The organism is Bacillus sp. OTU530 (genome assembly GCF_038440375.1).
Window position 1 is genome coordinate 1 of the sequence record NZ_JASATP010000021.1, and the last position, 26,483, is coordinate 26,483.

Annotated in this window: 20 protein-coding genes; 10 read left to right on the plus strand and 10 right to left on the minus strand. The window is 40.0% G+C overall.

The window, feature by feature from the left end; translation table 11 throughout:
- Both AAHB12_RS16405 and AAHB12_RS16410 read right to left on the minus strand, forming a co-directional pair.
- A partial coding sequence (locus AAHB12_RS16405; protein WP_342046062.1) for an NAD-dependent epimerase/dehydratase family protein occupies positions 1–815 on the minus strand: 815 nt, incomplete at its 3' end.
- A gap of 1,506 nt (positions 816–2,321) precedes the next feature.
- Positions 2,322–2,879: a GNAT family N-acetyltransferase gene (locus AAHB12_RS16410; RefSeq protein ID WP_165350634.1), complete on the minus strand. Its 558-nt coding sequence runs from the start codon at positions 2,877–2,879 to the stop codon at positions 2,322–2,324.
- Positions 2,880–3,085: 206 nt separating this feature from the next.
- Between AAHB12_RS16410 and AAHB12_RS16415 the strand changes: the two genes are divergently transcribed.
- The 8 genes from AAHB12_RS16415 (at position 3,086) to AAHB12_RS16450 (ending at position 14,647) form a co-directional block, all read left to right on the plus strand.
- Positions 3,086–4,306 carry an ATP-grasp domain-containing protein gene (locus tag AAHB12_RS16415; RefSeq protein ID WP_342046063.1) on the plus strand — a complete coding sequence of 407 codons (1,221 nt, stop codon included), beginning with the start codon at positions 3,086–3,088 and terminating at the stop codon, positions 4,304–4,306.
- Positions 4,307–4,324: 18 nt separating this feature from the next.
- On the plus strand, positions 4,325–6,319 hold the full coding sequence (locus AAHB12_RS16420) for a hypothetical protein (RefSeq protein WP_342046064.1): 1,995 nt from the start codon (positions 4,325–4,327) through the stop codon (positions 6,317–6,319).
- A gap of 55 nt (positions 6,320–6,374) precedes the next feature.
- Complete coding sequence (gene argC / locus AAHB12_RS16425) at positions 6,375–7,409, plus strand: N-acetyl-gamma-glutamyl-phosphate reductase (RefSeq protein WP_342046065.1); 1,035 nt, start codon at positions 6,375–6,377, stop codon at positions 7,407–7,409.
- A gap of 12 nt (positions 7,410–7,421) precedes the next feature.
- Positions 7,422–8,651, plus strand: coding sequence for a bifunctional ornithine acetyltransferase/N-acetylglutamate synthase (argJ, locus tag AAHB12_RS16430; RefSeq protein ID WP_342046066.1), 1,230 nt, complete (start codon positions 7,422–7,424; stop codon positions 8,649–8,651).
- A 17-nt stretch (positions 8,652–8,668) separates the two neighbouring features.
- Positions 8,669–9,442: an acetylglutamate kinase gene (gene argB / locus AAHB12_RS16435; RefSeq protein WP_342046067.1), complete on the plus strand. Its 774-nt coding sequence runs from the start codon at positions 8,669–8,671 to the stop codon at positions 9,440–9,442.
- Positions 9,439–10,614, plus strand: coding sequence for an acetylornithine transaminase (locus AAHB12_RS16440; protein WP_342046068.1), 1,176 nt, complete (start codon positions 9,439–9,441; stop codon positions 10,612–10,614). Before argB ends, AAHB12_RS16440 begins: the two co-directional genes overlap by 4 nt.
- 391 nt (positions 10,615–11,005) lie before the next feature.
- Positions 11,006–12,838 (plus strand): hypothetical protein, encoded by a 1,833-nt coding sequence (locus tag AAHB12_RS16445; RefSeq protein ID WP_342046069.1) that lies wholly within the window; start codon positions 11,006–11,008, stop codon positions 12,836–12,838.
- Positions 12,839–13,042: 204 nt separating this feature from the next.
- Positions 13,043–14,647: an amidohydrolase gene (locus tag AAHB12_RS16450; RefSeq protein WP_342046070.1), complete on the plus strand. Its 1,605-nt coding sequence runs from the start codon at positions 13,043–13,045 to the stop codon at positions 14,645–14,647.
- Positions 14,648–15,298: 651 nt separating this feature from the next.
- Here AAHB12_RS16450 and eat read toward each other — a convergent pair.
- The 6 genes from eat to AAHB12_RS16480 all read right to left on the minus strand — a co-directional run bounded on the left by eat (position 15,299) and on the right by AAHB12_RS16480 (position 22,002).
- A complete protein-coding gene (gene eat / locus AAHB12_RS16455; RefSeq protein ID WP_342046071.1) occupies positions 15,299–16,663 on the minus strand; it encodes an ethanolamine permease in 1,365 nt (454 codons plus the stop codon).
- Between the two features lie 17 nt (positions 16,664–16,680).
- Positions 16,681–17,385 (minus strand): ethanolamine ammonia-lyase subunit EutC, encoded by a 705-nt coding sequence (gene eutC, locus AAHB12_RS16460; RefSeq protein WP_129726003.1) that lies wholly within the window; start codon positions 17,383–17,385, stop codon positions 16,681–16,683.
- A gap of 19 nt (positions 17,386–17,404) precedes the next feature.
- A complete protein-coding gene (locus tag AAHB12_RS16465; RefSeq protein WP_342046072.1) occupies positions 17,405–18,775 on the minus strand; it encodes an ethanolamine ammonia-lyase subunit EutB in 1,371 nt (456 codons plus the stop codon).
- A gap of 18 nt (positions 18,776–18,793) precedes the next feature.
- Positions 18,794–20,242, minus strand: a complete 1,449-nt coding sequence (locus tag AAHB12_RS16470; protein ID WP_342046073.1) for an ethanolamine ammonia-lyase reactivating factor EutA — start codon at positions 20,240–20,242, stop codon at positions 18,794–18,796.
- A gap of 102 nt (positions 20,243–20,344) precedes the next feature.
- Complete coding sequence (locus AAHB12_RS16475; protein ID WP_342046074.1) at positions 20,345–20,920, minus strand: ANTAR domain-containing response regulator; 576 nt, start codon at positions 20,918–20,920, stop codon at positions 20,345–20,347.
- On the minus strand, positions 20,917–22,002 hold the full coding sequence (locus tag AAHB12_RS16480; RefSeq protein ID WP_342046075.1) for a sensor histidine kinase: 1,086 nt from the start codon (positions 22,000–22,002) through the stop codon (positions 20,917–20,919). Before AAHB12_RS16480 ends, AAHB12_RS16475 begins: the two co-directional genes overlap by 4 nt.
- A 387-nt stretch (positions 22,003–22,389) precedes the next feature.
- Between AAHB12_RS16480 and AAHB12_RS16485 the strand changes: the two genes are divergently transcribed.
- Positions 22,390–22,884, plus strand: coding sequence for a DUF2243 domain-containing protein (locus tag AAHB12_RS16485; protein WP_129725999.1), 495 nt, complete (start codon positions 22,390–22,392; stop codon positions 22,882–22,884).
- A 15-nt stretch (positions 22,885–22,899) separates the two neighbouring features.
- Positions 22,900–23,742, plus strand: coding sequence for a cytochrome c oxidase assembly protein (locus AAHB12_RS16490; protein ID WP_342046076.1), 843 nt, complete (start codon positions 22,900–22,902; stop codon positions 23,740–23,742).
- Positions 23,743–24,014: 272 nt separating this feature from the next.
- Here the strand turns inward: AAHB12_RS16490 and AAHB12_RS16495 are convergent, their stop codons facing one another.
- Both AAHB12_RS16495 and AAHB12_RS16500 read right to left on the minus strand, forming a co-directional pair.
- Positions 24,015–24,464, minus strand: coding sequence for a hypothetical protein (locus AAHB12_RS16495; protein WP_342046077.1), 450 nt, complete (start codon positions 24,462–24,464; stop codon positions 24,015–24,017).
- A gap of 16 nt (positions 24,465–24,480) precedes the next feature.
- Positions 24,481–26,481 (minus strand): protein kinase domain-containing protein, encoded by a 2,001-nt coding sequence (locus AAHB12_RS16500; protein WP_342046078.1) that lies wholly within the window; start codon positions 26,479–26,481, stop codon positions 24,481–24,483.
- Positions 26,482–26,483: the final 2 nt, after the last annotated feature.

The window sequence follows — 26,483 nt, forward strand, 5'->3', positions numbered from 1 at the left end:
GGTTTCCAATTTAATAGCTTTTTAGCTTTTTCATTGCTTAATAATGTTTCATAACCATCAATTGACATTTTGTATTCTGTAATGTGTGGATAACACTTTTCCATTAAATCCCGACTTTTAATATCCATGCTTGTTTCATCTGCAGCAATATTTAATGGAACGGCACCAAGACCTCCTGTTTCAATTGCTAGACGGTAGGCGCTAGCTGCGTCTCTTACATCAATATAGCTCCATAGAATTGTTTTTCTTTGCTCAGCATCGTGGATAAACTGAGGAAATCCTTCATACATATCAGGTGTAATAACATTCCCTAAGCGTAAAGACACAATTTGCATCCCTGTTTTGTTATGTATCATTTCAGCTGTTTGTTCATTAACTACTTTAGATAAGCCGTAACTATCCTGCGGTAGCTGAGGATGATCCTCGTCGATTGGGACATATTTAGGCTCCAATGGGTGTACAGCAAAAACAAGACCATATGAAGATTCGCTTGACGTGATTACAGCCTTTTTTATTCCTAAATTTGCAGCTGCTTCTAGTATGTTGTAGGTAGACATCACGTTATTTTGAAACGTAACTTCATTAGGATGAGAATAAGCTACAGGAATAGCCGCAGTATGCACAACTGCCTCTGCTCCGGCTAGGACTCCATACACTTCGCCTAAGTTTGTTAAATCTGCAATTACTGTTTTGCATAGACTTTCCTTTGGTTGTTTTATATCCACATTCATCACATCGTAACCATGTTCTAAAAATTCTTTAATTACCCACGGGCCAAGAAGACCACTCCCGCCAGTAACAACAACTTTCTTCATAATTTATGTTCATCCTCTCTTAAAGTTAGTCCATAGGATAAAGTAAGATCCTTAGCCATTATTATAAACAATGGAAAGGATTATAAAAGTACTGAATTTTTTTTGATATACTAAAAAGTAAGTAATATAGTATAAATTTTATAGTAACTATAGATTCAATCAAAGAAGAAGACATGATTGGTAGCTTAAAAGATTACAAACCAAACTATATATTCCAGATTAATTTCCAGTATTTTCGTCATAATAGAACGGGTGACATTCCAAATGTTTACCTAAAATAAAAAGATCGCCTTATGACGATTTATTTGTAGTATTCTAAAAATATTAAGTTACTATGAGGGACAGTTTAAATGTCCCATATGTTTACCTATTTTTTCTTTCTTGAGCCTTTAGTGCCACTTTTTCAAATCCATTACGCGCAAATTCCACATCTGTCTTAGGCATAGCTTTATTATTCCTAAGTTCCTTATTCTTTTGATTAGATATTTCTCTTCATCCTTATATTTTGATTTTTGTGTTTGACCGAGGATGCCAACAAATATAAATGTTCCTTGTAAAAAAGTTAGCAGCACCCCTGAAAACCAACCTCTGTTGTTCTACAAAAAAGCTATGCTAGTAATCTCCCTCAAGCAGGAAAACTAAGCATAGCTATCTTTATAAATCCTATAACACCTCCGATCCTCCGTTAAATGTTACTTATTCAACATTTCAACATCTGTTCGGGTAATAGGTATAAATCAATATAATTTCCCGTATTTTCCCACTTTCTTATCTTACTGTTCCCAAGGGCTACAACATCCATGAAAACTAACCTCTGTTATTCCAAGAAAGAGTATCAATTTCTATTGAACACATTGGTAAGCTATGTTGAAAGTTTAATTTTTAGGAACTAGTACAATCAAATATAATAATCGTTATGTTTTAGAAAGTAAGTTTTCTTATCATATTTTTCCAAATGGTAACCCTAATACAAAGGATTAAAAAAGCATTGATGTTTTATAGAAGAATTACGGGAGGAAAAAGTAGAAAATGTGAAGAAAGTAACCTTAGCGGTTTAGGAAGCAGATGGAAAAATTTCGTTTTTTGGGATCCAAAATACGAACCGCTTACACCTGCATCCTTCTAACTGGAAACAGAGCCTTTCGATTTGCCAAGGACGATTATTAAGGAAGGTAAAATAATTTCACGGAATTAAAACAAATTCATCAGGACGAACACTGTGTTGTTTCCAGTTTAGAAAGTTTATATCAGAGCGAGGTAAAAAACGTTCTGCTTACCATCCTTGACAGGAAAGATAACCTGAAGATTTTTTTATAAGTAAATCATATCCAATTATGCAAGTTGATTTAAGCCCTCACATAATAAATATCTAATAAACATCCTTTTAAAACAGATTTCTGCATAGCCTATCCACTCCTTTAGCATGAAGATCAAAATTTTATTCCCTTGTGATATGTTTCACCGTAACAAGTCTACCGGTGAAACATTATTCTCAATGATCTAAGCTTAACTATATATTAATTCTCTCATCCAAAGGACATCTGATACAGGCTGGGGATTGCGCCCATACAATTCTCTCGCTTTAAAAGCATGTACCTCATCATATACAGCTTTCATTTTGTCATACACCCATTGTTCCGTTCTATGTACTGGTGACCAGCAAAAAATGTCCATTTTATTTAGCTCGTTTGTAACCATATGGATTCTTTCGTATTGAATAGAATTCATCTTTAAGAAATCATTCATTTCGTAAAATCGTATTCTTTTTTCTGAGTCAGGATCTTTAACGGTAGCTGGCTCAACCTCCAATATGATTGCTTTCCCCTCTTTTTTCAAATGGTCAAGGACCATGCTGCCTATCCCTTTTCCACGACTTCCCCCGCCTACTAGAATAAAGTCAATGAAGATATAATCGGACTGCTCAAAATATACAAGTACGTAATCTGGGCCTTCCAGCAATTGATACATTCCTTTTTTTTCTTGAAAAAGTATTTCAAAATGTTTTTTTGATTTCATTTCCTTTTCTGGAAAATACTCAGTCAATCTAGTATACCAATCGCTCATACAATACCCCTCTGCCTGAATTTTTTTTGATATTTTAACATCTTTTGATGTCTCCCCTATTTTAGTTAATAAATGTAAATTATTTATTAACTAATTTTTAAGTATTCTTACTTTTTTTGTAAATCCGAAAATTCAAATTATTTTTTTTGCTAAAATAGGAGCTGTTAGGATCTAGTCCATATTGATAAATAGGGAGAGTTATTCAGATGAAACAGAACAAGGGTAAAATAACGGCGTTGCTGGGCTGGAGCCTGAACGCAATCGAAGCAATTGACAAAATGGATCGACCATATGTTGTTGTTGGTCCGCCAGAATTTCAAAGTTTTGCTGACACCCACGGTATCCAATTTGTCCCATGGGTATTCAACCATTTAGAGGAGCGGTCGGGTGAACTCTATGAAAAATTAAAGGATCTTAATACCAAAGTGGCTGTACCAATCTACGAAGAAACCGTCGAGTGGGCTGCTGCCATGAATGCAAGGCTCTGGAATAACCCATGCATTTTCCATAAATCTTTGCTGCTTCGAGACAAAGGCTTGATGAAGCGTAGAGCACAATTGGCAGGTATCCGTGTCGGAGTCTTTGAAGAAGCAAACAACAAGGAAGATATCCATTATTTCTTAAAAAGAATCAATGAGGCACTATGTAATATAAATGAGGATGACTATGCTCCTATTCATGTTAAACCATTCGATAAAGCAGGCACAGTCGGACATTACATGATTCGAAAACCGGAAGAGATTGACCAAATTGACGATTCAGAATTCCCTTTACTAATGGAAAGCCACCTGGAAGGTCAAGAATTCTCTTGTGAGGCCTTTATCCATAATGGAAAAGTAAGGTTCCTAAATATTACTGAATATGTAAAGTTAGGTCATTCTAACTTCGTACCTGCTTCCCCTTCACTTGAAAAATGGAGACCACAAATCAGGGAAGCTATTGAGAAACTTGTGGATGCCTTTGAAGTCAAATATGGCATCATTCACCCCGAGTTTTTCATCACTCAAGATGGGACATTAAGTTTTGGCGAGGTAGCAAATCGTATTCCTGGCGGTCATATTTTTGAACATATTGAAAATGCATATGGGTTCAGCCCTTATCAAGGCCAAGTGCTTTGCTGTGACCCAGATACTACCGAAGAAGAAATTGAGGCATTTTTCCCTGAGGAAGTGGTATCCGCAAAAGGGCATTCTGGTAATCTCATGGTCTATCCTAATGTAAAAATCGTTGAAAAGCTGAATATACCTAATAAGCTCAAGAGCCATCCTTATTTTGTAAAACATAATATGTTTATTCCTGTTACTTCCAAAGTGGCAGAACGGGTAGGATTTGGGAATCATTATGGAACCATTTTCTTTTTTGGAAACGATGCTGATGAAATGAGATCCCTTTTGATAGATTACGAAAAATACAATTTCTACCAATAATAAGGAGCGAATAAAAGGATGAGTACAATAACAAAAAAGAGAAAAAGACTGGATAAACAAACAGCGGCCTTAAAAGGCAAATTTGAAGATGCTTTGACTAAGCTTGAGCAGGCTAAACCATTCGCAAAAAGCTTGTATCAAACAGACGTATTCCAATTAGCGGTTGAGCTTTCTTACTCCGACGATGGAATGAATATTATCTATGAAAATGCCCATCGGTTTGACCAGGCTGGTGTTTTCCTTGGAGGTCAATGGGAAGATCCAACTAAAATGCAGCCTCCATTCGTTGGCGGTTCATTGAGGTCTAAACAAGGTGTCAATTCCATTATCGAATTGTTAAGTGAAATGAGAATGCTTGCGATTGCGAAAGGAAATTACATACATGAGGGCTTGAGTCAACAAGAAGCAAATGCCTTTTTAAATGAAGTCATGGCCCTCAATCTCGATCTTTTGTTTACACCGGAAACAGAAGAAGGACGGATTCAATTGGAGGATCATATGGTTCGGGCTCAAAGCTTGTTCCGTTATCTAGGTCAGCAGCTTTCCTTTAGAGCAATCGCTAATCAAATTGTTCAGGAATTAGAACGCCTGTCTGTTCAGCGTCCTATTATGACCGGCCGGATTTTAAACATGATCAACCTTTCTAAACAATTAATTAAAAGCAATATTGATGAAGAAACGAAAGAAGCTCTTGAAAAATTTATACATGCTGCAAATGCTCCAACGCCTTTAAGCAAGGATGTGGCAGATCAAAGAGAATATAGACTCAGACTAGAAAATGCCAATGAAGATGATCTTGAGTCAGAGGCTGTAATTTTCGCAAAATCGATGAGGGAAATAGGTCTTGTATCACCCTATCATGCCGTTCTTCTTCGGTTCCTTAACCGGAAAAGCCCTGATAAAATCCAGGCAGCCCTTGATTTATCAGAAACAGGGATGTCTTGCTTTAATGCCAATCAACAACTGATTCATGACATTATCCAGATTTCCATTTATCCTGAAACACGACAAGCTGTATACGGACTTGCAAGTATGCTTGATCGGGGAGTGCTTACACAGGAGCATGTACTTCCTGCCATCCGCCGTCTGTTTGATCTCCCTATTCATGCTCAAGTACGGCAAGCACTTACAAAGTTTAAGGATGAACAAAGTGCGATTAGTCTAAACGGTCTTCTTATTGCCGGTGTTGTTAGTGTTCTTGGTCAGCCCCTTGGTATGGGACAAGGGAACAATCCAACTTGCCAATCTGCAAGAGCCATTTCCCTCTGGGCTCAGCATGGAATCGGTCAACTGTTGGAATATATTGCCCGGGCAGCCCGTGACAATGATATTGATATGACATTTGAAGGAGAGACCATTCACTCAAGCCTCCTTATTGGAGGAGTAGCCAATGCAATCGATCAGGATTTGGATCTGATATCTATTGTTCTTGTACCACACCTTGACAAAATATATAACGAAATGATGAAAAGAACGCTGCTTCGCGGAGAGGACGGACATAAGTGGGTAAACCCGGAATTTTACGGTGCATGGATTCCAAAGGGCTTTATCAATGCGATTGATCAAATGACACTGAAGGTTACCAACTACTCTGCATTTGTTAAGTTATTCTATGCCACTCACCATCCTGATTATAATGAAGGATTTGAATTGATTTATCCGAATCCCGTTGGTATTTTCATCACAAACGTTCATGGGGAGCTGCTCGGCCTTCATGCTGTGTCCATTCAACGAATTAAAAAGGATCAGAACGGAAATGTCCGAATTTATTTTTACAATCCTAACAACGACAGCGGGCAGAATTGGGGGCAAGGCATCATTGCAAGTGTTTCAGGATTTGGTGAATTTGAAGGAGAAGCATCCCTTCCATTCCACGAATTTGTATCAAGAATGTATGCATACCACTATAACCCATTCGAACAAGGTGATACCTATATGGTTGAAGACAGTCTTGTTGAAGAAGTGGAAACACTGGCAAAAGAAAGCTGGGGCAAAAATTATATATGGGCATAAGAAAAACGTAAGAAAACTTAAACCTTTATAAATACTGTCTCGTGGGAGGATTTTCATGAAAGTATCGATAATTGGCACTACTGGATATGGCGGTGGTGAACTTTTTCGTATATTACATCATCATCCTGTATTTAGGATACAATCAGTGCATACGACAAGGGATGAGCTTCCGTTATATGAAGAGTTTCCACATCTGAACGGAATTACAAGCTTAAAACTTGAGCATATAGATGCTGGAAAAATAGCAAAGCATTCAGATATCGTTTTTATTGCCGCCCCATCAGGGGTATCTAGTAAGCTTGTTCCAGACTTCGCGGAGACAGGTATTCAAATTATCGACTTATCCGGTGACCTGCGGCTTACCGATGGAGAAATGTATAGGAAATGGTATAAGCATGAACCCGTTAAAAGCAGTTTATTGGAAAAAGCTGTTTATGGGTTGAGTGAATGGAATAAAGAAAAAATTATCGATGCTAAATTAATCGCTAATCCTGGCTGTTACCCCACAGCCACGCTATTGGGCCTTGCACCAGTAATAAAGGAGAAACTGATTGACCCAGATATGATTATAGTTGACGCAAAATCTGGTGCTTCCGGAGCTGGAAGATCTATTTCTAAAAACTTGCTATTCTCGGAAATTAATGAAAATTTCCAAATATATAAGGTGAATGAACATCAGCATATTCCTGAAATTCAACAGCAATTGAACCTTTGGAATGCGGCAGTTTCACCTATTACTTTCAATACACATTTGCTGCCGATTACAAGAGGAATAATGGCTACCATATATATAAAGCTTACAGAAAATATCAATACTGATAGACTTATTGAATTATATAATGAACAGTATTTGAAAAGTCCGTTTGTGAGGATAAGGCAGAAAGGTAATTTCCCATCTGTAAAGGAAGTATCAGGCTCAAATTATTGTGACATTGGTTTACATGTTGATGAAAGAACAGGCAGGTTAACAATCGTTTCAGTAATCGATAATCTCATGAAAGGTGCTGCTGGTCAGGCGGTTCAAAATGCCAATTTAATGAATGGATTAAATGAGAAAACGGGATTAGAGTTTATTCCCTTGTACCCTTAAGGAGGATTTGGAATGCAACTATTGTTAAAGGATAAAATTGTTGAAATTGAAAATGGGAATATATTATCACCACAAGGATTTACAACAACAGGGGCACATGCCGGCCTCCGCTATGCTAGAAAGGACTTAGGGGTCATTATTAGTGCAATCCCGGCTTCATCTGCAGCAGTTTATACTACAAACCAATTCCAAGCGGCTCCTTTAAAAGTAACTCAAGAAAGCATAGCGAGTGAAGGTCTCTTACAGGCTGTTGTTGCAAACAGTGCCTGCGCCAATGCTTGCACTGGAGAAAGAGGATACAAGGATGCACTAAAAATGCGCTCCTTAACAGCTGTTAAATTTAATATTAAGGAAAATTATGTGGCCGTCGCATCGACAGGTGTTATTGGTAAATATTTAGATATGGATAAAATCGCAAATGGCATTCAATCATTATCACCAGGCAATTTAGACAGTGATGCAGTTGATTTTCAAACTGCTATCCTGACTACCGATATTGTGATGAAAAGCTGTGGATATTCAACCGTCATCGACGGCAAAGCCATTACGATTGGGGGAGCGGCAAAAGGATCAGGAATGATTCATCCAAACATGGCTACCATGCTTGGCTTCTTAACAACAGATGCAGCCATCTCTTCTGAGAATTTATCGACAGCCTTAAAGAGTGTAACTAATAATACTTTTAATCAAATTACCGTAGATGGAGATACCTCTACAAACGATATGGTTCTTGTTATGGCAAATGGCCTGGCAGAGAATAATCCGTTAACTCCAGAGCATCCAGAATGGGCAACATTTATTGAGCTTTTAACAAAAGCTTGTGAAAATTTAGCAAAGCAAATTGCTATGGATGGCGAGGGAGCTACAAAGTTAGTTGAGGTGAATGTACTAGGAGCAAAGGATCATGAGGAAGCAAGATTCATTGCTAAACAAATTGTTGGGTCAAATTTAGTGAAAACCGCCATATTTGGTGCCGATGCCAACTGGGGACGAATCATCGGCGCGATTGGGCAGACAAAAGCGGTGATTAACCCTAATACAGTCGATATTACCCTCGGTGATATTAAGATGCTTGAAAATAGTGTACCATGTTTCTTTTCAGAGGATGAAGCACGGGAGTATTTAAATCAGCCCTTTATTACGATTTTAGTTGATTTGCACGTGGGCAATGGAGCTGGTAAGGCATGGGGCTGTGACCTATCTTATGACTATATCAAAATCAATGCCAGCTATCGCACGTAAGGGTCGGTGAAAATAGGATGAAATATATCGTTATCAAATGCGGCGGCAGTATTATAGACGAATTAACATCCGCTTTTTTTACAAGTCTTTCCGAACTGAAAAAGCAAGGTTATAAACTGGTCTTTGTCCATGGCGGTGGTCCCGATATTAATGAAATGCTAGAATTGTTTAATTTGAAACCACAATATGTAAACGGACTTCGTAAAACAGATGAACAAACGCTAAAAATTGCTGAAATGATTCTATCAGGCCAGACTAACAGAAAGCTTGTGGCAATACTTCAGCAGCACCAATTTTCCGCAATTGGGATAAATGGAAGCGATGGGGATTGTTTACAAGCTGATTATTTAAACCGTGAAGAGCTTGGCTTTGTTGGAGAAATCAGCAAGGTGAATACAGAATTTTTAGAACTTGTCGTTAATGGAAATTATATTCCTGTCATTACCCCGATAGGAATTACTAAAAACGGCGAAAAAATTAATATTAATGCAGATTATGCGGCAGCAGAAGTGGCTAATGCCCTTCATGCAGAACAATGCCTATTTGTTACCAATGTTGATGGAGTATTCATTGAGGGCTCGCTCGCCAGAAACCTTTCAAAACAAGAGGTCAATACCTATATTGCAAATGGTGAAATTAGCGGCGGGATGATTCCGAAAGTTCAATCAGCGCTTAATGCTGTGGGAAAAGGCGTCGAAAGCGTCATGATTGTTTCCGGTCAAAAGACATTTTTTGAAAATGGCAAATGGAACGGTACGAGAATTTATCATAAGGAGCCGATCACAAATTGAATTACTTATTTCCAACCTATGCACGCTGGGAGATTGAACCTGAATCCGCGAGCGGCAGTACGCTGACAGATAAGAATGGAAAAAAATATCTTGATTTTACTTCAGGAATCGGGGTCTGTAATCTTGGACACCGCCCGAAAAAAGTAGAGGAGGCGGTACTTAAGCAGCTCAATCAATATTGGCACGTATCGAACCTATTCCAAAGTGGAATCCAAGAGACAACCGCAAAAATGCTTGCAGAAGCGGCCGGGCTGAATCGAGTTTTCTTTGCCAATAGCGGCGCAGAAGCAAACGAAGCAGCCATTAAGCTGGCACGTAAAGCAACAGGAAAAACGAAAATCATCACCTTTAAAAATTCCTTTCACGGCCGAACCTTTGCGACGATGTCAGCAACAGGACAAGATAAAATAAAGCATGGATTTGGTCCAATGCTCGAAACATTTGTATATGTTTCATATAATGATATCCAAACCGTTAAGAGTGAAATAGGAAATGATATTGCCGCAGTTATGATTGAGGCTGTACAGGGTGAAGGTGGAATTCATGTTGGGAATAAGAATTTTTTACAGGGTGTTCAGGAGCTTTGTAAACAGCATGGTGCACTTTTCATCATTGATGAAATCCAAACAGGTATTGGCCGAACAGGTAAACCTTTTGCCTTCCAACATTTTGACCTAGATCCAGATCTTATAACATCTGCAAAAGGTTTAGGAAACGGATTTCCTATCGGTGCTGTAATTGGGAAAGAAAAACTTCAGGAATATTTTGGTCCGGGAAGTCACGGCTCGACCTTCGGAGGAAATCCAGTCTCGATAGCCGCTGCTATTGCTACGATGGATACCATTTTTAAAAAAGAGTTTTTAGATGAGGTTGTTGATAAAAGTGAGTTTCTCTTTAAGAAACTACTAAATAATCTAAAACACTTAAGCATTATCCAGGATATAAGAGGTATTGGATTGATGGCTGGAATCGAATGTAAGGTTCCCGTAACGGCACTATTAAGTGAGCTTCGAAATAAGGGGCTTATCGTATTGCCAGCAGGAGAAAAGGTCATTCGGCTACTCCCCCCTCTTACCGTATCAAAAGAAGAACTAGAAAATGGAGTTAATATTATAAAAGAAACTCTGGAAAAAGCATACATATCAGCTGAAAAGCAGGAGATTGGTTATTAAAGGATTACCATCAAAACCAAAAGGACCCGAAATAATTTCGTGGTCCTTTTTTTAGCTTAGCTAAGCAATAATATTGAATTTTAAATATTAACGAACGGTGTTTCCCAAACATATGCCCTAAAGTCGTGCCAAATGAATAAAATATTTTCATTTGAAATATATGCCATTTTGTGTTAAATTGGTCAAATAATAATTTTAAATTTAAAGAATATTCTTAAAATTAAGCAGATTATCATACCTAACTTCGTTCAATTGGTAATCTAACGGCTAAATCTCCGTCACTTCTCTGTCAAAACGAAGTATTTGTGTATTTTTCTTCTCATAAGTAATTCTCTTTGTATTTTGTCAGTATGATACTGTAAAGTCAATATGGAGGAAAGGGAATGGATATATGGGACTTTTTCGTTTTAATTCAGAGGATTCGTTTCAAAGAGCCTTTAATCAGTTATGGAAAACTTCCGCCTTAAATAAGAGTTTATTTCAACAGGCTGTTTTTGCAGAAGCTGCTGTACTTCTAAAGGAACCAAATGGATTGGCAAAGATTTTTAAATATGCCCATCTTTTTGATGAAGCCGGGGTATTTGCGGGGAAGCCATGGGAGAATGTCCGTAAGCTCAATCCTGTTCTTGTTAGAGGCACTTTCCATGCCGGCGGCATCACGGCAACAGCCGAGGCATTGAGCAATCTAAGAATTCTCGCCATTGCCAGAGGTGATTATGTACATCCAGAAATGTCGGCGTCTGAAGCAACTGAATTTTTGACGAAGGTTCTGGCTTTGAATCTAGATCTACTTTTAATGAAAGAAACAGAAGAAAATCGGGTAAAGCATCTTTACAAAGATAAACAAGCATCGGAGGTTTTAGGATTTATCTCAGACCACTGTTTTTCGCCGTTTGTTTTTCAAAGCCTGTATCAGGAAGTCGATAATCTAGCCGTACAAAGACCAATTGTAACGGACAAAATCCTGAAATTAATTGCCAGCGCAAAAAAGTTAGCCGGCGGCATGGAAGAGGCAGATTCAAGCTTGATGCGTTACGTAAATGCTGTGTATTCTCCATCTAGTATAGCCACTGCAGCTTCCGTTGAAAGTTATGAAAATAAACTTAAAGCCAGTAATGATTTATTATTAACACGAGAAGCACATCAGCTGTATACATCAGTGAAACATACGGGGCTTGTTTCACCGTTCTATGCGATATTTTTAAACTATATAAATAAAGAAAAGCCAGAATTGCTTCAGAGCATACTGAGTGTGGATGAAACAGCTAAGGAAAACCTGCGGTTGAATCTGCCTTTTGTTTCTTCTCTAATCGATTCAGCCATTACAATTAAAACCAGAAGAAGTACTTATGGTTTAATACGCCTTCTTGAGCGAGATATTTTTACTAAAGAATTCATAAGGGAGTTAGGGAAGCTTTTAGAAGTCCCCCTTCATGAAAATATTAAAAATAGACTTGCAGCAGTTCACAAAATCACCGATACAGATGTCCTTCGTTCCCTTCTAGTCTCGGAAATGATAAGCGTTTTAGGGCAGCCGCTTGGGATTGGCCAAGGATTTAACCCAACGTGCCAATCGACAAGAGCACTCAGCTATTGGTCACAAAAGGAACCTGTCATGCTGCTCAAACTATTTAATCATTTTCTTGAAAATGGAAAAATCACTATTGAGTTTGAAGGAAGACCCATTTCTTCTGATACGCTTACGCATGTCTCGCTGGATGATGAAGACAATATTGATACCGTATCACTACTCTTGATTCCTCACCTTGATTCTATCTATTTTGAAATGTTAAAGGCCGCCAAAGGACGCGGGCAAGATCCCCATAAATGGATCAATCCCTCTTTTCATATAAAAGGAATATGGACCGGGTTTTCAGATGCATACAGTGACTTTGAATTTAAATCCAAATTCCATCAATACTATTACCCTTCGATTAATCAGAATGTCAATGAAGGGCTCCCTCAGCCAGCTGGTATTACGATTTACAACAATTCTGGTCAAGCGCTTGGAGCCCATGCAGTACTTATTCAAAGAGTAGCTCCTGACCCTGTAGGCTGCATTCGCGTTTATTTTTATAATCCAAATAACGACAGCCTTCAAGTGTGGGGAAACTCCATCAAAACTAGCGTTACAGGAAATGGTGAGCAAGAGGGGGAGTCTTCCCTTCCTTTTAACGATTTTCTGTACTGCTTATATGCTTTTCACTTTCCAGAGCAGGATTGATAACTCTCATACCACCGTATGTACATTTACGTATAAGGCCTGGATTACTCCAGCAGGAGCTATATCCAGGCCTTTGAAAATGAGGGGCAGCACTCACCACTTTAACGTAGTGAACGATGGAACGATTTGAATACTGTCAAAAAATTAAATCTAATGATTTTCAACTTTGCTGCATTCAAATTCATTGAGAGGAGTAGAAATAAAATGACCATTGGTAAGCAATCTGTTCGGACCTTTATTAATGGGAAAATTTTCACCTCTAATCCAGAACAACCATATGCAAACGCCATGATTGTACGAGATGGAAAAATAGTGTGGATTGGAGAGCAATCAGATTTAGAAAATATAGAGGGTGATTGTGTGGATCTTAGTGGCAACAGAGTGCTTCCCGGTTTTATCGATGCCCATTTACACCCTTTGTGGCTTGCTAATGCATCTACCCAAATCGCCTGCACCCCTCCACTTGTCAATTCGATAGCAGATTTAATTGAACAAATTCGGAATTTAAGTACGTCCAATAAATCAGATAAATGGATTGAAGGTTGGGGTTATGATGAAGGGAAATTGTCTGAAGGAAGAGCGCCGGCACGCTGGGATTTAGACGAAGCCACCACAGACATTCCTATTTTCATTACCCGGACATGTACCCATATTGCAGTTGTAAACAGTAAAGCATTGGAATTAGCAGGTATTACGAAAAATACACCGGATCCACAAGGTGGAAAGATTGATCGGGATTCAAATGGTGAGCCAACAGGAATATTACGTGAAAATGCCAAAGATCTCGTCCAGCGCATGCTACCAGCTAAATCTCTGGAAGAGAACGCAGAATCATTAGCTCAGCTAAGTACTATGTTATTTGCACATGGTATTACAGCAATAACAGACCTTATGTCCAAATCCAAACCAATTGATTATTTTGACATATATCATGCAGCTATCAAAAAGGGACTAAAACAACGTACTGTTCTCTATTATCTCTGGGAAGATTTGAAGGAACAACCTATATTGGGACCAGATAAAATTAAAAGAGAAAATCAAATTCACATTGGCGGTATCAAATTATTCTCAGACGGAAGCATCTCTGGAAAAACAGCATGGGTCAATCCGCCATTCCTTGATGAAGAGGAAAATTACGGTATCCAAATGACAACTAAGGAAGAGTTATTAGCTGCTGCAAAAGCAGCGGAGCAAAATAGTATTCAATTGGTTGTCCACGCAATGGGCGAGCAAGCCATTGACTTAATCGTTGACACTTTTTATGGCAAAAAAGGCTGGCTTATAGATGGTCCTTCTATTCGGATTGAACATGCGGCAATGCCTACATCTCGGGCCATCCAGCGGGCAGCTGAAACGGGTATTGCCTTTGTTACTCAGCCAATTTTTGTGTTTGCAGAAATTGAGAGCTACCTTAAAAACCTTGGATCTGAGCGTACAAAACAAACTTATCCTATTCGATCTATGCTCAAATCAGGAATAAAAGTGGCGTTTTCTTCGGATGCACCTGCGACCGCTTGGGCTGATCCCGTAAATCCATTTGTTGGAATCATGTCTTTTGTCACACGCTTAGCGTATGATGGTTCGGATACTGGACAAGATCAAAGGGTAGATTTAACAACCGCCATCATGCTTTACACAAAAGCAGCGCAAGAAATCACACGGATTCCTCATATCGGACAGCTTTCTATAGGCAATCATGCTGACTTTATCGTTCTTGAACAGGACATATTTGAAATGAATCTTGAAAAGATCAATACAGTTCTTGTTAAACAAACTTATATGGGTGGAAATTTAGTTTTTCAAAGATAATTCTTTTACGAAATGCCAAATTACTGTAGGCGGAGGTATACGAGATGATTTTATATAGGTCTTTTCATGCCTTTGCCTTCCTTCAGATAGTTAGCATTCCTATTTTATATGGATTGTGTTGTTTCTTCCTTTGATGTTGTAGTTACTGTCTCCTCTTTCCCTTCTGTCCCACATCCTGATAGGAGTGTTACTGTGCTTACAATAACTGCTGCAATTTACTTTCTGTTTCATCTTTTAGGCTCCTTATTCAAGCATTCCATTAGTTAGTTAACAAGGAAAAGTATACCGCTACACGACGTGAAATTTATATATTTTCCTCTTACTTTCAAATTTATTTAGGTACACTGAAAAAGGATATAAGGATAAGATAAATCACGAATCCCGTACTTAGCCACCTTATCACCCCAGTGTTGCTCGTTCAACATTTCAACATCTGTTCAGATAATGGGTATTACCCATTCAACAGCTACTCTTTCAAAAAAATGATCCCCTTGTTCACTAGCCAAGGGGACAACTTCACTGAATTTTTCATTATGTTTTAGAACCTATAACATACCATCACATCTCAAAATCCTACTACTTTATATACTCAAATGTTACCTATCAATATATTTGCATTCTAATCGACACACTACGGACAATTGCTGAAAATTATAGCTCAACAGAGGAATCCAGCTTTTGCGCAGTGGACTGCATTTGCTTTGTGCCGCGCAATACGTAATATAAGATGGCACTTATGAAAATAAAGCTAATGACATACGTTAATGGCACTGTCATACCAAAAAGGGAAAGTGATGTTGTGAAAACACTATACCTTACAATGCTGTACAAGCATACTAGACCAAGTGCAAGCGCAATGCCTGGGACGATTGGATACGTCACTTTAAATGGTCTTTCAAGATTTGGTTCCTTTCTGCGCAAAATGAAGAGAGATACCATACTAATGCAATACATAACAACAGCTCCGAAGACAGATAAAATAATGAGCGCATTTGCAAATGTTGCGGATCCTGCACAGATGACAGCAATGGTTCCAGGCACTAGAAGACTCCAAACCGGCACACCTTTTTTATTTACTTTAGCTAAAGCCCGAGGGAAATAACCTTCCCTTGCCAATGCGTATGTTTGGCGTGAGTATCCCATGATAATACCGTGTAAGCTCGCGATTAGCCCAAATAAACCAATGACAGCGACAATAGTCGGAAGCACGCTTCCTTCACCATACACGGATGATAAAGCTTGCGGTAACGGATAGTCTGCCAGTTCCCCTTTTCCCCCGCCAAGACCAGCCGTTACGAGCAGTGTAAGTAATGTTGCAGTTGAGAGTGTTAAAATACCGCTTATAAATCCTTTCGGGATATCTTTGCGCGGATTTTCCACTTCCTCCGCCGCCATTGCGCCGCCTTCAATCGCCAAGTAAAACCAAATGCCAAATGGAATAGCTGCCAATATGCCTGTCCATCCGTTTACAAACGAATATTCGTTAATAATGTTAGCTGTTGTAATATGAGGCAAACCCGCAGCATAGTAAACAGCCAGACCGATCAATGCGACAATTGTTGCGATAAGTTCAATAATTGCCGCTTCCTTGACACCAATTAAGTTAATTAAAATGAAAAAGATAAACACACCGACTGTCGCGTACACAGGAGAAACGCTTGGAATCAAAAAGTTAATGTATGCGCCTGTAGAAACAGCAATGGCTGGGGGTGCAAACACAAACTCCAGCAAGCATGCCACCCCTGTCATAAATCCGGCAAAGGGTCCTAGTGCCCGCCTTGCATAAGCAGAAGGCCCCCCAGCATTTGGAATGGAAGTTGCCAGCTCTGAATAACTAAAAATAAATGCTGTATAAAAGACCGTTACAATCACAGCCGCAATCGCAAGACCGATAATTCCTCCTTGCTCAAATCCGTAATTCCATCCGAAGTATTGACCGGAAATAACCATCCCGACTGCAATGGCCCATAAATGAATCGGCTTTAAATGCTTCTTTAATTCATGTGTCTCCTTCATACCATTCATTCCTCCTTTTAAATTACAAGATTTACTCCGCTAGTTTTTTGCTTAATCATTTGCTGAAGCATAGTACCGATATGAGCAGCTGCCTCAATCGGAGGTGTTCCTCCTCTATGAATATTGGATATTACCATACGGTCAGATTCCTTCGTCCCTTTACGCGGCTTATAGCACATGTAGGCACTTAAGGAATGGGCACAAATGAGCCCCGGCCGCTCTCCAATTAAGAGCACAAACGCTTCTGGCTGTAGGATTTCACCAATCGCGTCCATGCAGCCGACCCTCCCTCCCTTTACGAAAAACGGAGTCCCTGTCTGTAAGCCGTAAGCGGCCAGTGAGTCAAGCAATGCCGGATACACGTCCATTATATTTTCTTGAATCGCGTTTGCGCTCAGTCCATCCGATACGACAACTTGCACCTGAGGAGCTGCAATGCACTTCCTTTGAATGTCCGCCTCCGCTTCTTTAGACAGGAGCCTTCCTTGATCCGGACGCTTTAAATATCTCTCCTTCGTTTCAAAGCGTGTTTTAACTGTAAATAAGTTGAATTGCTGCAGTAATTCATTCGATACCTCTCCGTATACAGCATCAACTGCTGCCGCATGGTCAATCCGAAACGACAAATACTCTTTCGTTAACGGTCGTGTTCCCACACGCCCGACGCCAATACGGGCCGGCGTAAACCGCTTCAGTCTTGCTAACATCTCTTGCTTTTCCATACACTACTCCTCCTTCACATTATGCTCTGCCCATAAACAAGGTTGGATCTCCCGCTGCTTTGGTAAGTTTCCCATTTTCTATAAGCCCCTGCTTTTCCAGCCAGCGCTTAAATTGCGGGGTAGGACTTACACGCAGCACATCGCGCAATGTCGCAATATCGTGGTAGCTTAAGGATTGATAATTCAGCATACAATCATCCGCCATCGGAACACCGATTACGAAATTCACACCAGCTGCTGTCAACAACATACTCAAATTGTCCATATCATTCTGATCAGCTTGCATATGGTTCGTATAACACACATCTACTCCCATCGGCAGACCGTGCATTTTCCCCATAAAGTGGTCTTCTAAGCCGGCCCGTATAACTTGCTTACTATCGTATAAATACTCTGGACCGATAAATCCAACCACCGTATTAACCATGAATGGGTTATACCGTCTTGCCAATCCATAGCATCTCGCCTCCAACGTCACCTGATCGATGTCAAAATGAGCTTCAGACGACAGCTCCGACCCTTGCCCTGTTTCAAAATACCATCTGTTCGGGCCAAGTGCCGTTCCTTTTTCGTTAATGAGTGCCGTTGCCTCCCCCAGCAACGAAACAGAAATGCCAAACGATTCATTCCCCGCCTGTGTACCGGCTAAACTTTGAAAAATCAAATCAGCAGGAGCCCCTTTTTCAATGGCCCGCATTTGACTCGTTACATGCGATAACACACAGTTCTGTGTAGGAATCGCAAATTGATCGATCACTTCTTTTGTTTCACACAGCAATGCGTAAATATTGTTCGTTGTATCAATAACCGGATTAATTCCAATTACCGCGTCACCGATTCCGTAGCTTAATGCTTCATAGAGCGACGCGCGCATTCCCTGCAAATGATCGGATGGATGATTCGGCTGTGCCCGCGACGCCAGCACACCTTTTTGACCAATTGCTGTTTGACAGCGCGTGATAACCTCAATCTTTGATGCTGCCTGAATTAGATCGAGATTTGACATAATTTTAGCCACGGCTGCAATCATCTCACTCGTTAAGCCGCTGCTAAGCTGCAGTAAGTCGCTGCCTGTCTGCTCATCGCTCAATATATACTCACGTAAGTCAGCAACTGTCCAATTTTTAACGGCGTTGTATACACTCTCGCTCACACTTTCTTCAATCACTCTTGAAACCTCATCATCCTCGGCTGGTAAGAGCGGGTAGTTGCGAATATCTCCTAATGTAATATCAGCTAGCACTGTCTTTGCGGCCATACGCTCTTTCATACTCTCGGCGCTGATGCCTGCAAGCTGATCCCCGGACCGCTCTTCATTTGCTTTTGCCATAACCTCTTTTAAACTATGAAACTGATACGTTTTTCCTAATAACGTTGTTTTCTTATACATCTCCGCACCTCTCCTTATTTATAAAAATGCTAACGTCTTAACCGAAACGGAAATCGCCTCTCCGGCAACAGGCAGGCCTAAATCAATATAATCACCATGTGTAAAGTCTACCTGGTCAATGCAAATAACCTCAGGGTGTTTTTTGCACCGCTTTGCCAATGCTTGCCCAAGTGCCTTCGCCATATCAGTTTCACAAATGACGACCATACAAGCCGCCTCTGGAAAATGAGTCATGAATTCATGATGCAGCAAGTCAGCCAAACTTTGCAGCATTGCATATGTGCAATAGGAGATGGATGAGAGCGCTACGGCACATGGCGGATCTTGTTCGGTATCAAATAATTGTTTCGTTTGCAGCATTGCATCGCGTAAACGCATATGAAATGAATTTATACGCCATTGTCCGTCTTCTTCGACAGGAATGTTGATAATAGGTACATTTTTAATTGGCAGTAGTGATTCATTTATATAAACAGTCGCTCCGCTCACCTCCGTATTCTGCATCCCTGCTCCGATGACAGTCGCTCTCGTTGTTTCGGCTGCATCCTGGATACGAACTGGATATTTCTGAGAAACGGTCCGCAGCGTGGAAGCAAGCAAAGGTCCCATATCCCCATGCACTGTAACTTCCTCCATAAATTGAGGCTGCCGCTTCAGCATCATCTGACCAACGCCGCCTGAGAAGATAATTTCGTCAACAGGAGGAAGCGGCGCCGCAGGAGGCTCAAGCAGTAGTAATTCTGCATGATGTGCCGATGCTCCCGTGAGATAAGACAGCAGGCTTTCATTCATCCTGCAGCAAAGCTGCTCAAGTTGCTTGTATGTAACCATCCCTCCCGTCTGTATATGAAATCCGTTTGCCTGAAGCCAAGGCTGAATTTGTTTTGAAATGTATAAAACTTCGCCATTTCCTGTTAGTCGGATGAGCCTTCCTCCCACATGAAACGTAACAGTCTGAACGGCTTTTCCCTGTTGAAATAACGCAACATTAGCCGTTCCACCGCCAATATCTACATTAGCTACCACACTGCTTATATGTTGGGAACGCATCATCGCTCCAGACCCTTTTCCAGCTAATATGCCTTCTAAGCTCGCTCCTGCTGTCGCAACGACGAAATCACCTGCACGTTCTGCTAAATAATGAATAATCGTTTGGGCATTTTCCTTACGGGCCGTCTCCCCTGTTATAATGACAGCACCCGCCTTCACATGCTGCAAGCTCGTTTGCGATTGTTCATACTCATATGCCAGCAGCTCAGCCAATGCATTCATATCAATTTCATAATCATTTTTTAAGGGTGTTGTGTATATACGGCTCGTGTATACAATTCTACGATCTGTAATTTGGCAGCCTGGGAGACTGAATCGATCCCCCGTTTGCTGCACAAGCAACTGGCTTACAATAAATTTTGTCGTGCTTGTGCCAATATCAAGACCAATGCTCGTAATCCAATTATCCTCCACCATTCTCCCTCCTCACTGCTTTTTGCAAATGGGTAAACAAAAAACGCTTTGAACCAACCCTACTTTATACAGTAGAGCGGTCACAAAGCGCCATTGCTTCATTATCTATGAACTTATTTGTTGTACCACCTGTTCCGCCAGTTTAATAAGCGGGGTTTGGCGTTTCATGCTTTCCTGCTGCATATGACGGTGCGCCTGCTCTTCTGTACAGTTGAGCTGCTGCATAAGCATACCTTTTGCTTTCTCGATGATTTTACGCTCCGCCAGCTTTTGTTCCAGCTTGCCTACCTTATTTTGCAAGGCAAGGAACTGCAAACGCTGGCTTAGCGCGATTTCAATTGCAGGAAGCAATTCTCTTTCCCTCACCGGTTTAACCAAATATGCATTGATACCGGCTTTCTTTGCATCTTCTATCAGTTCATGATGGCTGTATGCGGTAAGCAGCAAAATAGCACAATCCGAAATACCTTTAATAATGGATGAAGCTTTAACTCCGTTCATCCCCGGCATCTTCACATCCATAATGATTAAATCCGGTTGCAGCGCATAGACCTTCTCAACCGCCTCTTCGCCGTTTTTCCCCTCGCCTGCTACCTCATAGCCGTTTTCCTCAAGCATTTCCCTAATATCCATTCTTGTAATTGGTTCGTCATCTACAATGACAATTCTTGAACGCTTCATTCCATCACCCTGCCTGTAATCGGAAAAGTTATAGAAGCCTTTGTACCTTTATTAGAATGAAAGAATAAGAGAACACCTTGTAACTCTTCCTCTACCAGCATGTGGACAAGCTGTAATCCTAAAGAAGATGCTGCATGAGAGGAAACGTCTGCTCCCATTCCGCAACCATTATCACTAACTGTAATAGTTACCATGTGCTTTCTGCAATTGACACTTATTTCAATCTTTCCTTCATCACGCAAAGGAAAAGCATGCTTAATGCTGTTTTGAATGAGCTCGTTCACAACTAACACAACAGATGTCGCCCTGTTTGACGGCAAAAAAAGCTGTTCCCCGTGAACAGAAACATCAATATGCTGGTCAGGAACACTGGATGAAGAGACAAGCAGCGTTGCAATCTGCCCCATTACAAATGCAACATCCACTTCCTCAATCCCATTTTGAGCTAAATAATCGTGAACCATTGCCATGCTTGAAATGCGGGATACGCTATCACGGAACACTTCAATTACCTCTTCAGAAGAAGATCTCCTCATTTGCAATCGAAGCAAGCTTGAAATAACTTGTAAGTTATTTTTCACCCTATGATGAATTTCCTGAATAATCATAGACTGAATAGCATCCTGCTTTTCCCTGCTGTTATTCATCTGTGTAAGCATTTTAACCCGCTTCTCATTTTGGATAGTTTGGGAAATGTCCTGCTCCTTGATCAAAACAGCAACTGTTACCCCAGCCGGGTCAACAATCGGAACAATGTCTTGCTGCATCATAATATGCTCCTGCGTCAATCCCCTAGAGCCGATAACAGGTTTTCCTGTCTTCAAACTGAACAGAACACCTGGTTCATTTTCTTCAAATGCAATTTGTCCTAACACACTGTTCTTATACAAAGATTGGGTCGTTTTGGGATGTGCTTCTGCCACGACAATAGCTGCATTACCCTCCGGCAAAAGACAATCAATAAACATATCCGCCTGGGAAATATCGGCCATCACTTGAAGATTCTTCGCCATATCCAGAATGATAGCGCATTGTTCGCGGGATAGACTCGTTACTTGATCTATATGTAAAACACTTGCCACGCTGATTATCGTCCTCTCTTTGTATCCGAGTCAATATAATATATGAATTCGAAAACTATCTGAAAATCCCTTCTAGCTCATAATATTTAATTTGTTATCAAAATCAGCATATCTCGTACTACACTTGTGAATATCCTATCATAAAAAACAGTTCCTACAGTAAAAATGTAAGATTATCTAACATTATTTTTCTATCCTAGTAATCAAATCTCACCTTATATTCACCTTAAATCTGTAACCTTATTGTATCTAGCTAGGCATTCTCTCCGCTCCATACTTCAGAATAAAACCATGCCTCTTTATGCTTTTCTCTTACTCTTGATTATAATTTGTTCATTTAGGGTAAAACGAAAAAAGAAATAGTACACGTGTACGGAGGGAGATCGTATGGTTGTTAAAAATGAACCTGCAAACAATGAGAATATTTCTACAATACATGACTCTGCATATTCAAATCGTAACCTATGGGCAGGAATTCTATTTGGGCTTGGTCTAGTTGCCTTTATAGACGAAGCTGTTTTTCATCAGCTGCTGCATTGGCATCACTTCTACGACAAGTCAACGGTTGCTATCGGTCTGCTCTCAGACGGGTTTTTTCACGCTTTTAGCTGGTTTGCAACGGTTGGGTCATTATTTTTGGTTGCCGACCTTCGTCGTCGAAGTGCCTGGTGGCCTCTGAGGTGGATAGGAGGGTTATTCCTTGGAGCAGGGGGATTTCAATTATATGACGGCACCGTACAACATAAGCTAATGGGATTACATCAGATTCGCTATGATGTAAACGTCTTACCCTACGATTTAGTATGGAACACAGCCTCTCTTATAATGATTGTAATAGGAGTTATCCTCCTTGTTCGCACACGAAGCAAACAAAAACAATAAGGAGGACTGCCACAAATGCACACGAATTATCACATGCAACACGATGCTGAAAACTACATGCAGCATCATATAAATGAGGCTATTCCTCAAATTCTCTTATCATTACCATTTGCGCTGGCATTAGTTATGTATATCATTTGTGTAGCTATATCCGTTTATCGCGGAAAATCATGGTCACCGTACCATACCCCCTCTTGGATAATCGGCGTTTTTTGTGCGGCTCTCGCAGTTGTCGGGCCCTTAGCAAGCGATGCCCACATGGATTTTACAGTACATATGCTCAACCATCTGCTCCTTGGTATGCTGGCTCCGCTTCTTATAGCGTTAGCTGCTCCGGTAACTATCGTCCTGCGAACTCTTAGCGGAACCTCGGCGCGACACCTTTCGCGTATTTTAAGAAGCAGACCAGTGCGCATTATAAGTAATCCCATTACTGCCTCTCTCCTTAACATTGGAGGGTTATGGATACTCTATACGACGAACTTATACATGCTAATGCAACAAAATATGTTTGTACATATCGTACTGCATATGCATGTATTCTTGGCTGGCTATCTTTTCACAGTGTCCATCATTTACATTGATCCAACACCGCACCGTACGAGCTTCACTTACCGTGCAATTGTATTAGTGATGGCGCTGGCTGGCCATAGCATCCTTTCCAAACATATCTATGCTCATCCGCCCAGCGGGGTTCCTGCAGCTCACGCAGAAAAGGGAGCTATGCTAATGTACTATGGCGGAGATGCTATTGACCTTGTTCTGATTTCTATCTTTTGCTTTCAATGGTTCAGAGCTGCCCGGCCTCGAACGCCCATTGGCAATGATCATTACACTTATAAGCATCAGCTTGATTGATGTTAATGTTTCTCATTAGTCTTTCGCTCTTTTCCATAGCCTACACGTGTCTTGTTTGTTGTAATACCGTTGCTTTCGCGACCCTTCACGAACTCTGCTTTAATAATCTTAAAGGAAGCCTTAAAGCAGCTTCCTTGATGCAAATCACAACTTAGTAACTTCTCTTGTAACACGAACCACGGATATCTTTTCCTTTCCGATTCTTTGCAATTTGGAATGCAATACGAGTTTAGGATAATAAAGCACCAGTTGCTTCGAAGCTGTTTAAAGCCCTACATTTCCTGTTCCTTTGCTTTTAATAATACTGTTGCAGCTACACTATTTTCTTCATCTGAAGTATTTTTATTAAAATTAGATTGAGTTTGCTGTTCCTTCTCTTCGTCCAGCAACAGGATAGTCGGTATTTCTCTACTTTGTTCCTTCTCCTTATCAGTTGACAGTAGAGTTGTCTCTACTGCATGTTCATTTTTAACGGCAGGATGTAAATGCACTGTTTCTTCTAGTATTCTTGTTTCTTCTAATGTTCTTGTTGCCTCTACTATTGCCGCCTGTTGAGGAGTTTCCGTACTCTCTAATAGCTTTTCCGTTTCATCGTTGTGAATAGGCTGCTTAATAGCTTTAGCCGAAGACTTAAATATCGCTCGAAGCAGCAAGACCACTGAAACAATTACTCCAATGATACCAATTACTACCATGAACATGAACATACCTTTTGATAGCATTAGGTTCAACACCTTCCTATTTTATCCATCCTTTTTCTCTAAGCTCTACAATAAGTTTGTGGAGTCGAACAATTTCAGGAGTATTTGTTCCATCTGGACTGTTTTTTGTAGCTAACTCATAATATTTCACGACTTTATCATAATTTCTATCGTCTACCGGTTTTTGATTTTCTATTTCTATATAGAGTAATGCCAGTTGTACGTAGCCTGTATAGTTATTCGGGTATAATTCAATCATCTTTAACAATACCTTTTCGCTTTCACTATACTCCTGCATGAGTTGGTAGATAATAGCGATATTTAAATAGATATATGGTCTCTGGTATCCTCGGTCTAACAAGAATTGAAACTTTTCAATAGATTTTACAAACAAATCACGATTGTTACCCTCATAAACTGCTTTATCATGGTAAGCTTCCGCGAGCAGTTCTGTAATAATGACATCATTCTTATTTTTTAGTTCGTGGCTGGCTTTTTCGAGTACAGCGATTCTTTGATTAACGTTATCATCGTTTAATTCCTTTTGGAAATGTTTATATAAGTTTGCTAAAGCAATAAATGATTTATACTTTATGGTTTCATCATCGCTGGCTCCTAACGCCTCCTTAAAGCTGTTAAGGGCATCATTATAGTTTGATTGTGCAATCTGTATCTCACCTGTAACATAGAGGTTCAACGCTTTGTCTGAATCCAATTTTTCGAGCTTTGACAAGCTTTCATTTGCTTTTTGGAAATCACCCGCTCTTGCGTAGCTTATTGCCAGATCTCTATAATATTTAGAGTTTCCATTAGACAATTTCACGGCTTTCTCAAAGCCTTGGATTGCTTCCTCATAATCCTTCATTTCAAAGGCAGCTGTACCTATTAAATAGTACATTTCACTGTCTAGCTCACTGTCCGCCACATTTTTAAATACTTCGTTTGTAATGTAATTGATAGCCTCTTCATATTTCCCTTCTAAAATAAGAGATCGCGCAACCTGCTGATACGCACTAATGTTGTCAGGTATTAAATCCATTGCTTTTTCTAGTTTTTCTTTCGCCTGTGGAAATTGCGATCTGTCAATGTTAGCAGTTGCTTCACTAACAAGATTATCATATGCGAGTACTTTCTCTTCCCTAAGTTGATCAATTCCGGCAAGTGTTAAATAGCTGAAAAAGGTTAAAGAAGCGACTAGTCCTGACATCCGTATCCTTTTTGCCAAACGTTGTTTTTTATACGATTTGGAAAGCTTGTCAATGTTTTTTAAATCATGCAATAAGGAGGCTGCATTTTGATACCTCTGATCAGGTTCTAATTGTGTACATTTTTCGATAATGTACTCCAAACCTTCCGAAAGGCTTGGGTCTAGGCTTCGTATAGGTAAAACCCCGTAAGGTTCTTCATAAGGACGCTTACCAGTAATAGTATGGAATAATGTTACGCCTAAGCTGTAAATATCACTTCGCTCATCTGTTTGGGCAGTTCCCCCTTTTTGCTCAGGCGCTGCATATTCCTCAGTTCCCAGATACATTGTATCACTTCTAGAATCCACCTTATATTCACGTGCAATACCAAAGTCAATGACTTTAATCTCATTATTAGGGGTTACCATTAAGTTTGAAGGTTTCATATCACGATAAATAATAGGATGAGGCTTTAATTTGTGCAGGTAATTATACACATCACAAATTTGCTTTGCCCACTCTATTACCTGTTGTTCAGAGAATCTTCGTCCGCTAAGCAGCAGTTTATCAAGGGATATTCCTTCAACGTAATCTAATACAATGTAAATATAATCATGATCCTCTAAGATATCAAAAATTCTTGGTAAGGAAGGGTGATTTAGCTTTTTCATGATATTAGGCTCAGCTAACAAATCAATACTTCCGTTTGTTTGCTTACTTACCTGTTTGATGGCCCAGTAATTACCTAGATTAGTATTCTGAACATGATACACTTTCCCCATTCCGCCTTCGCCAAGGACATCTATTATTTTATACTTTTCGTCAAAAATTTTATTTATTTCCAATTCCATTT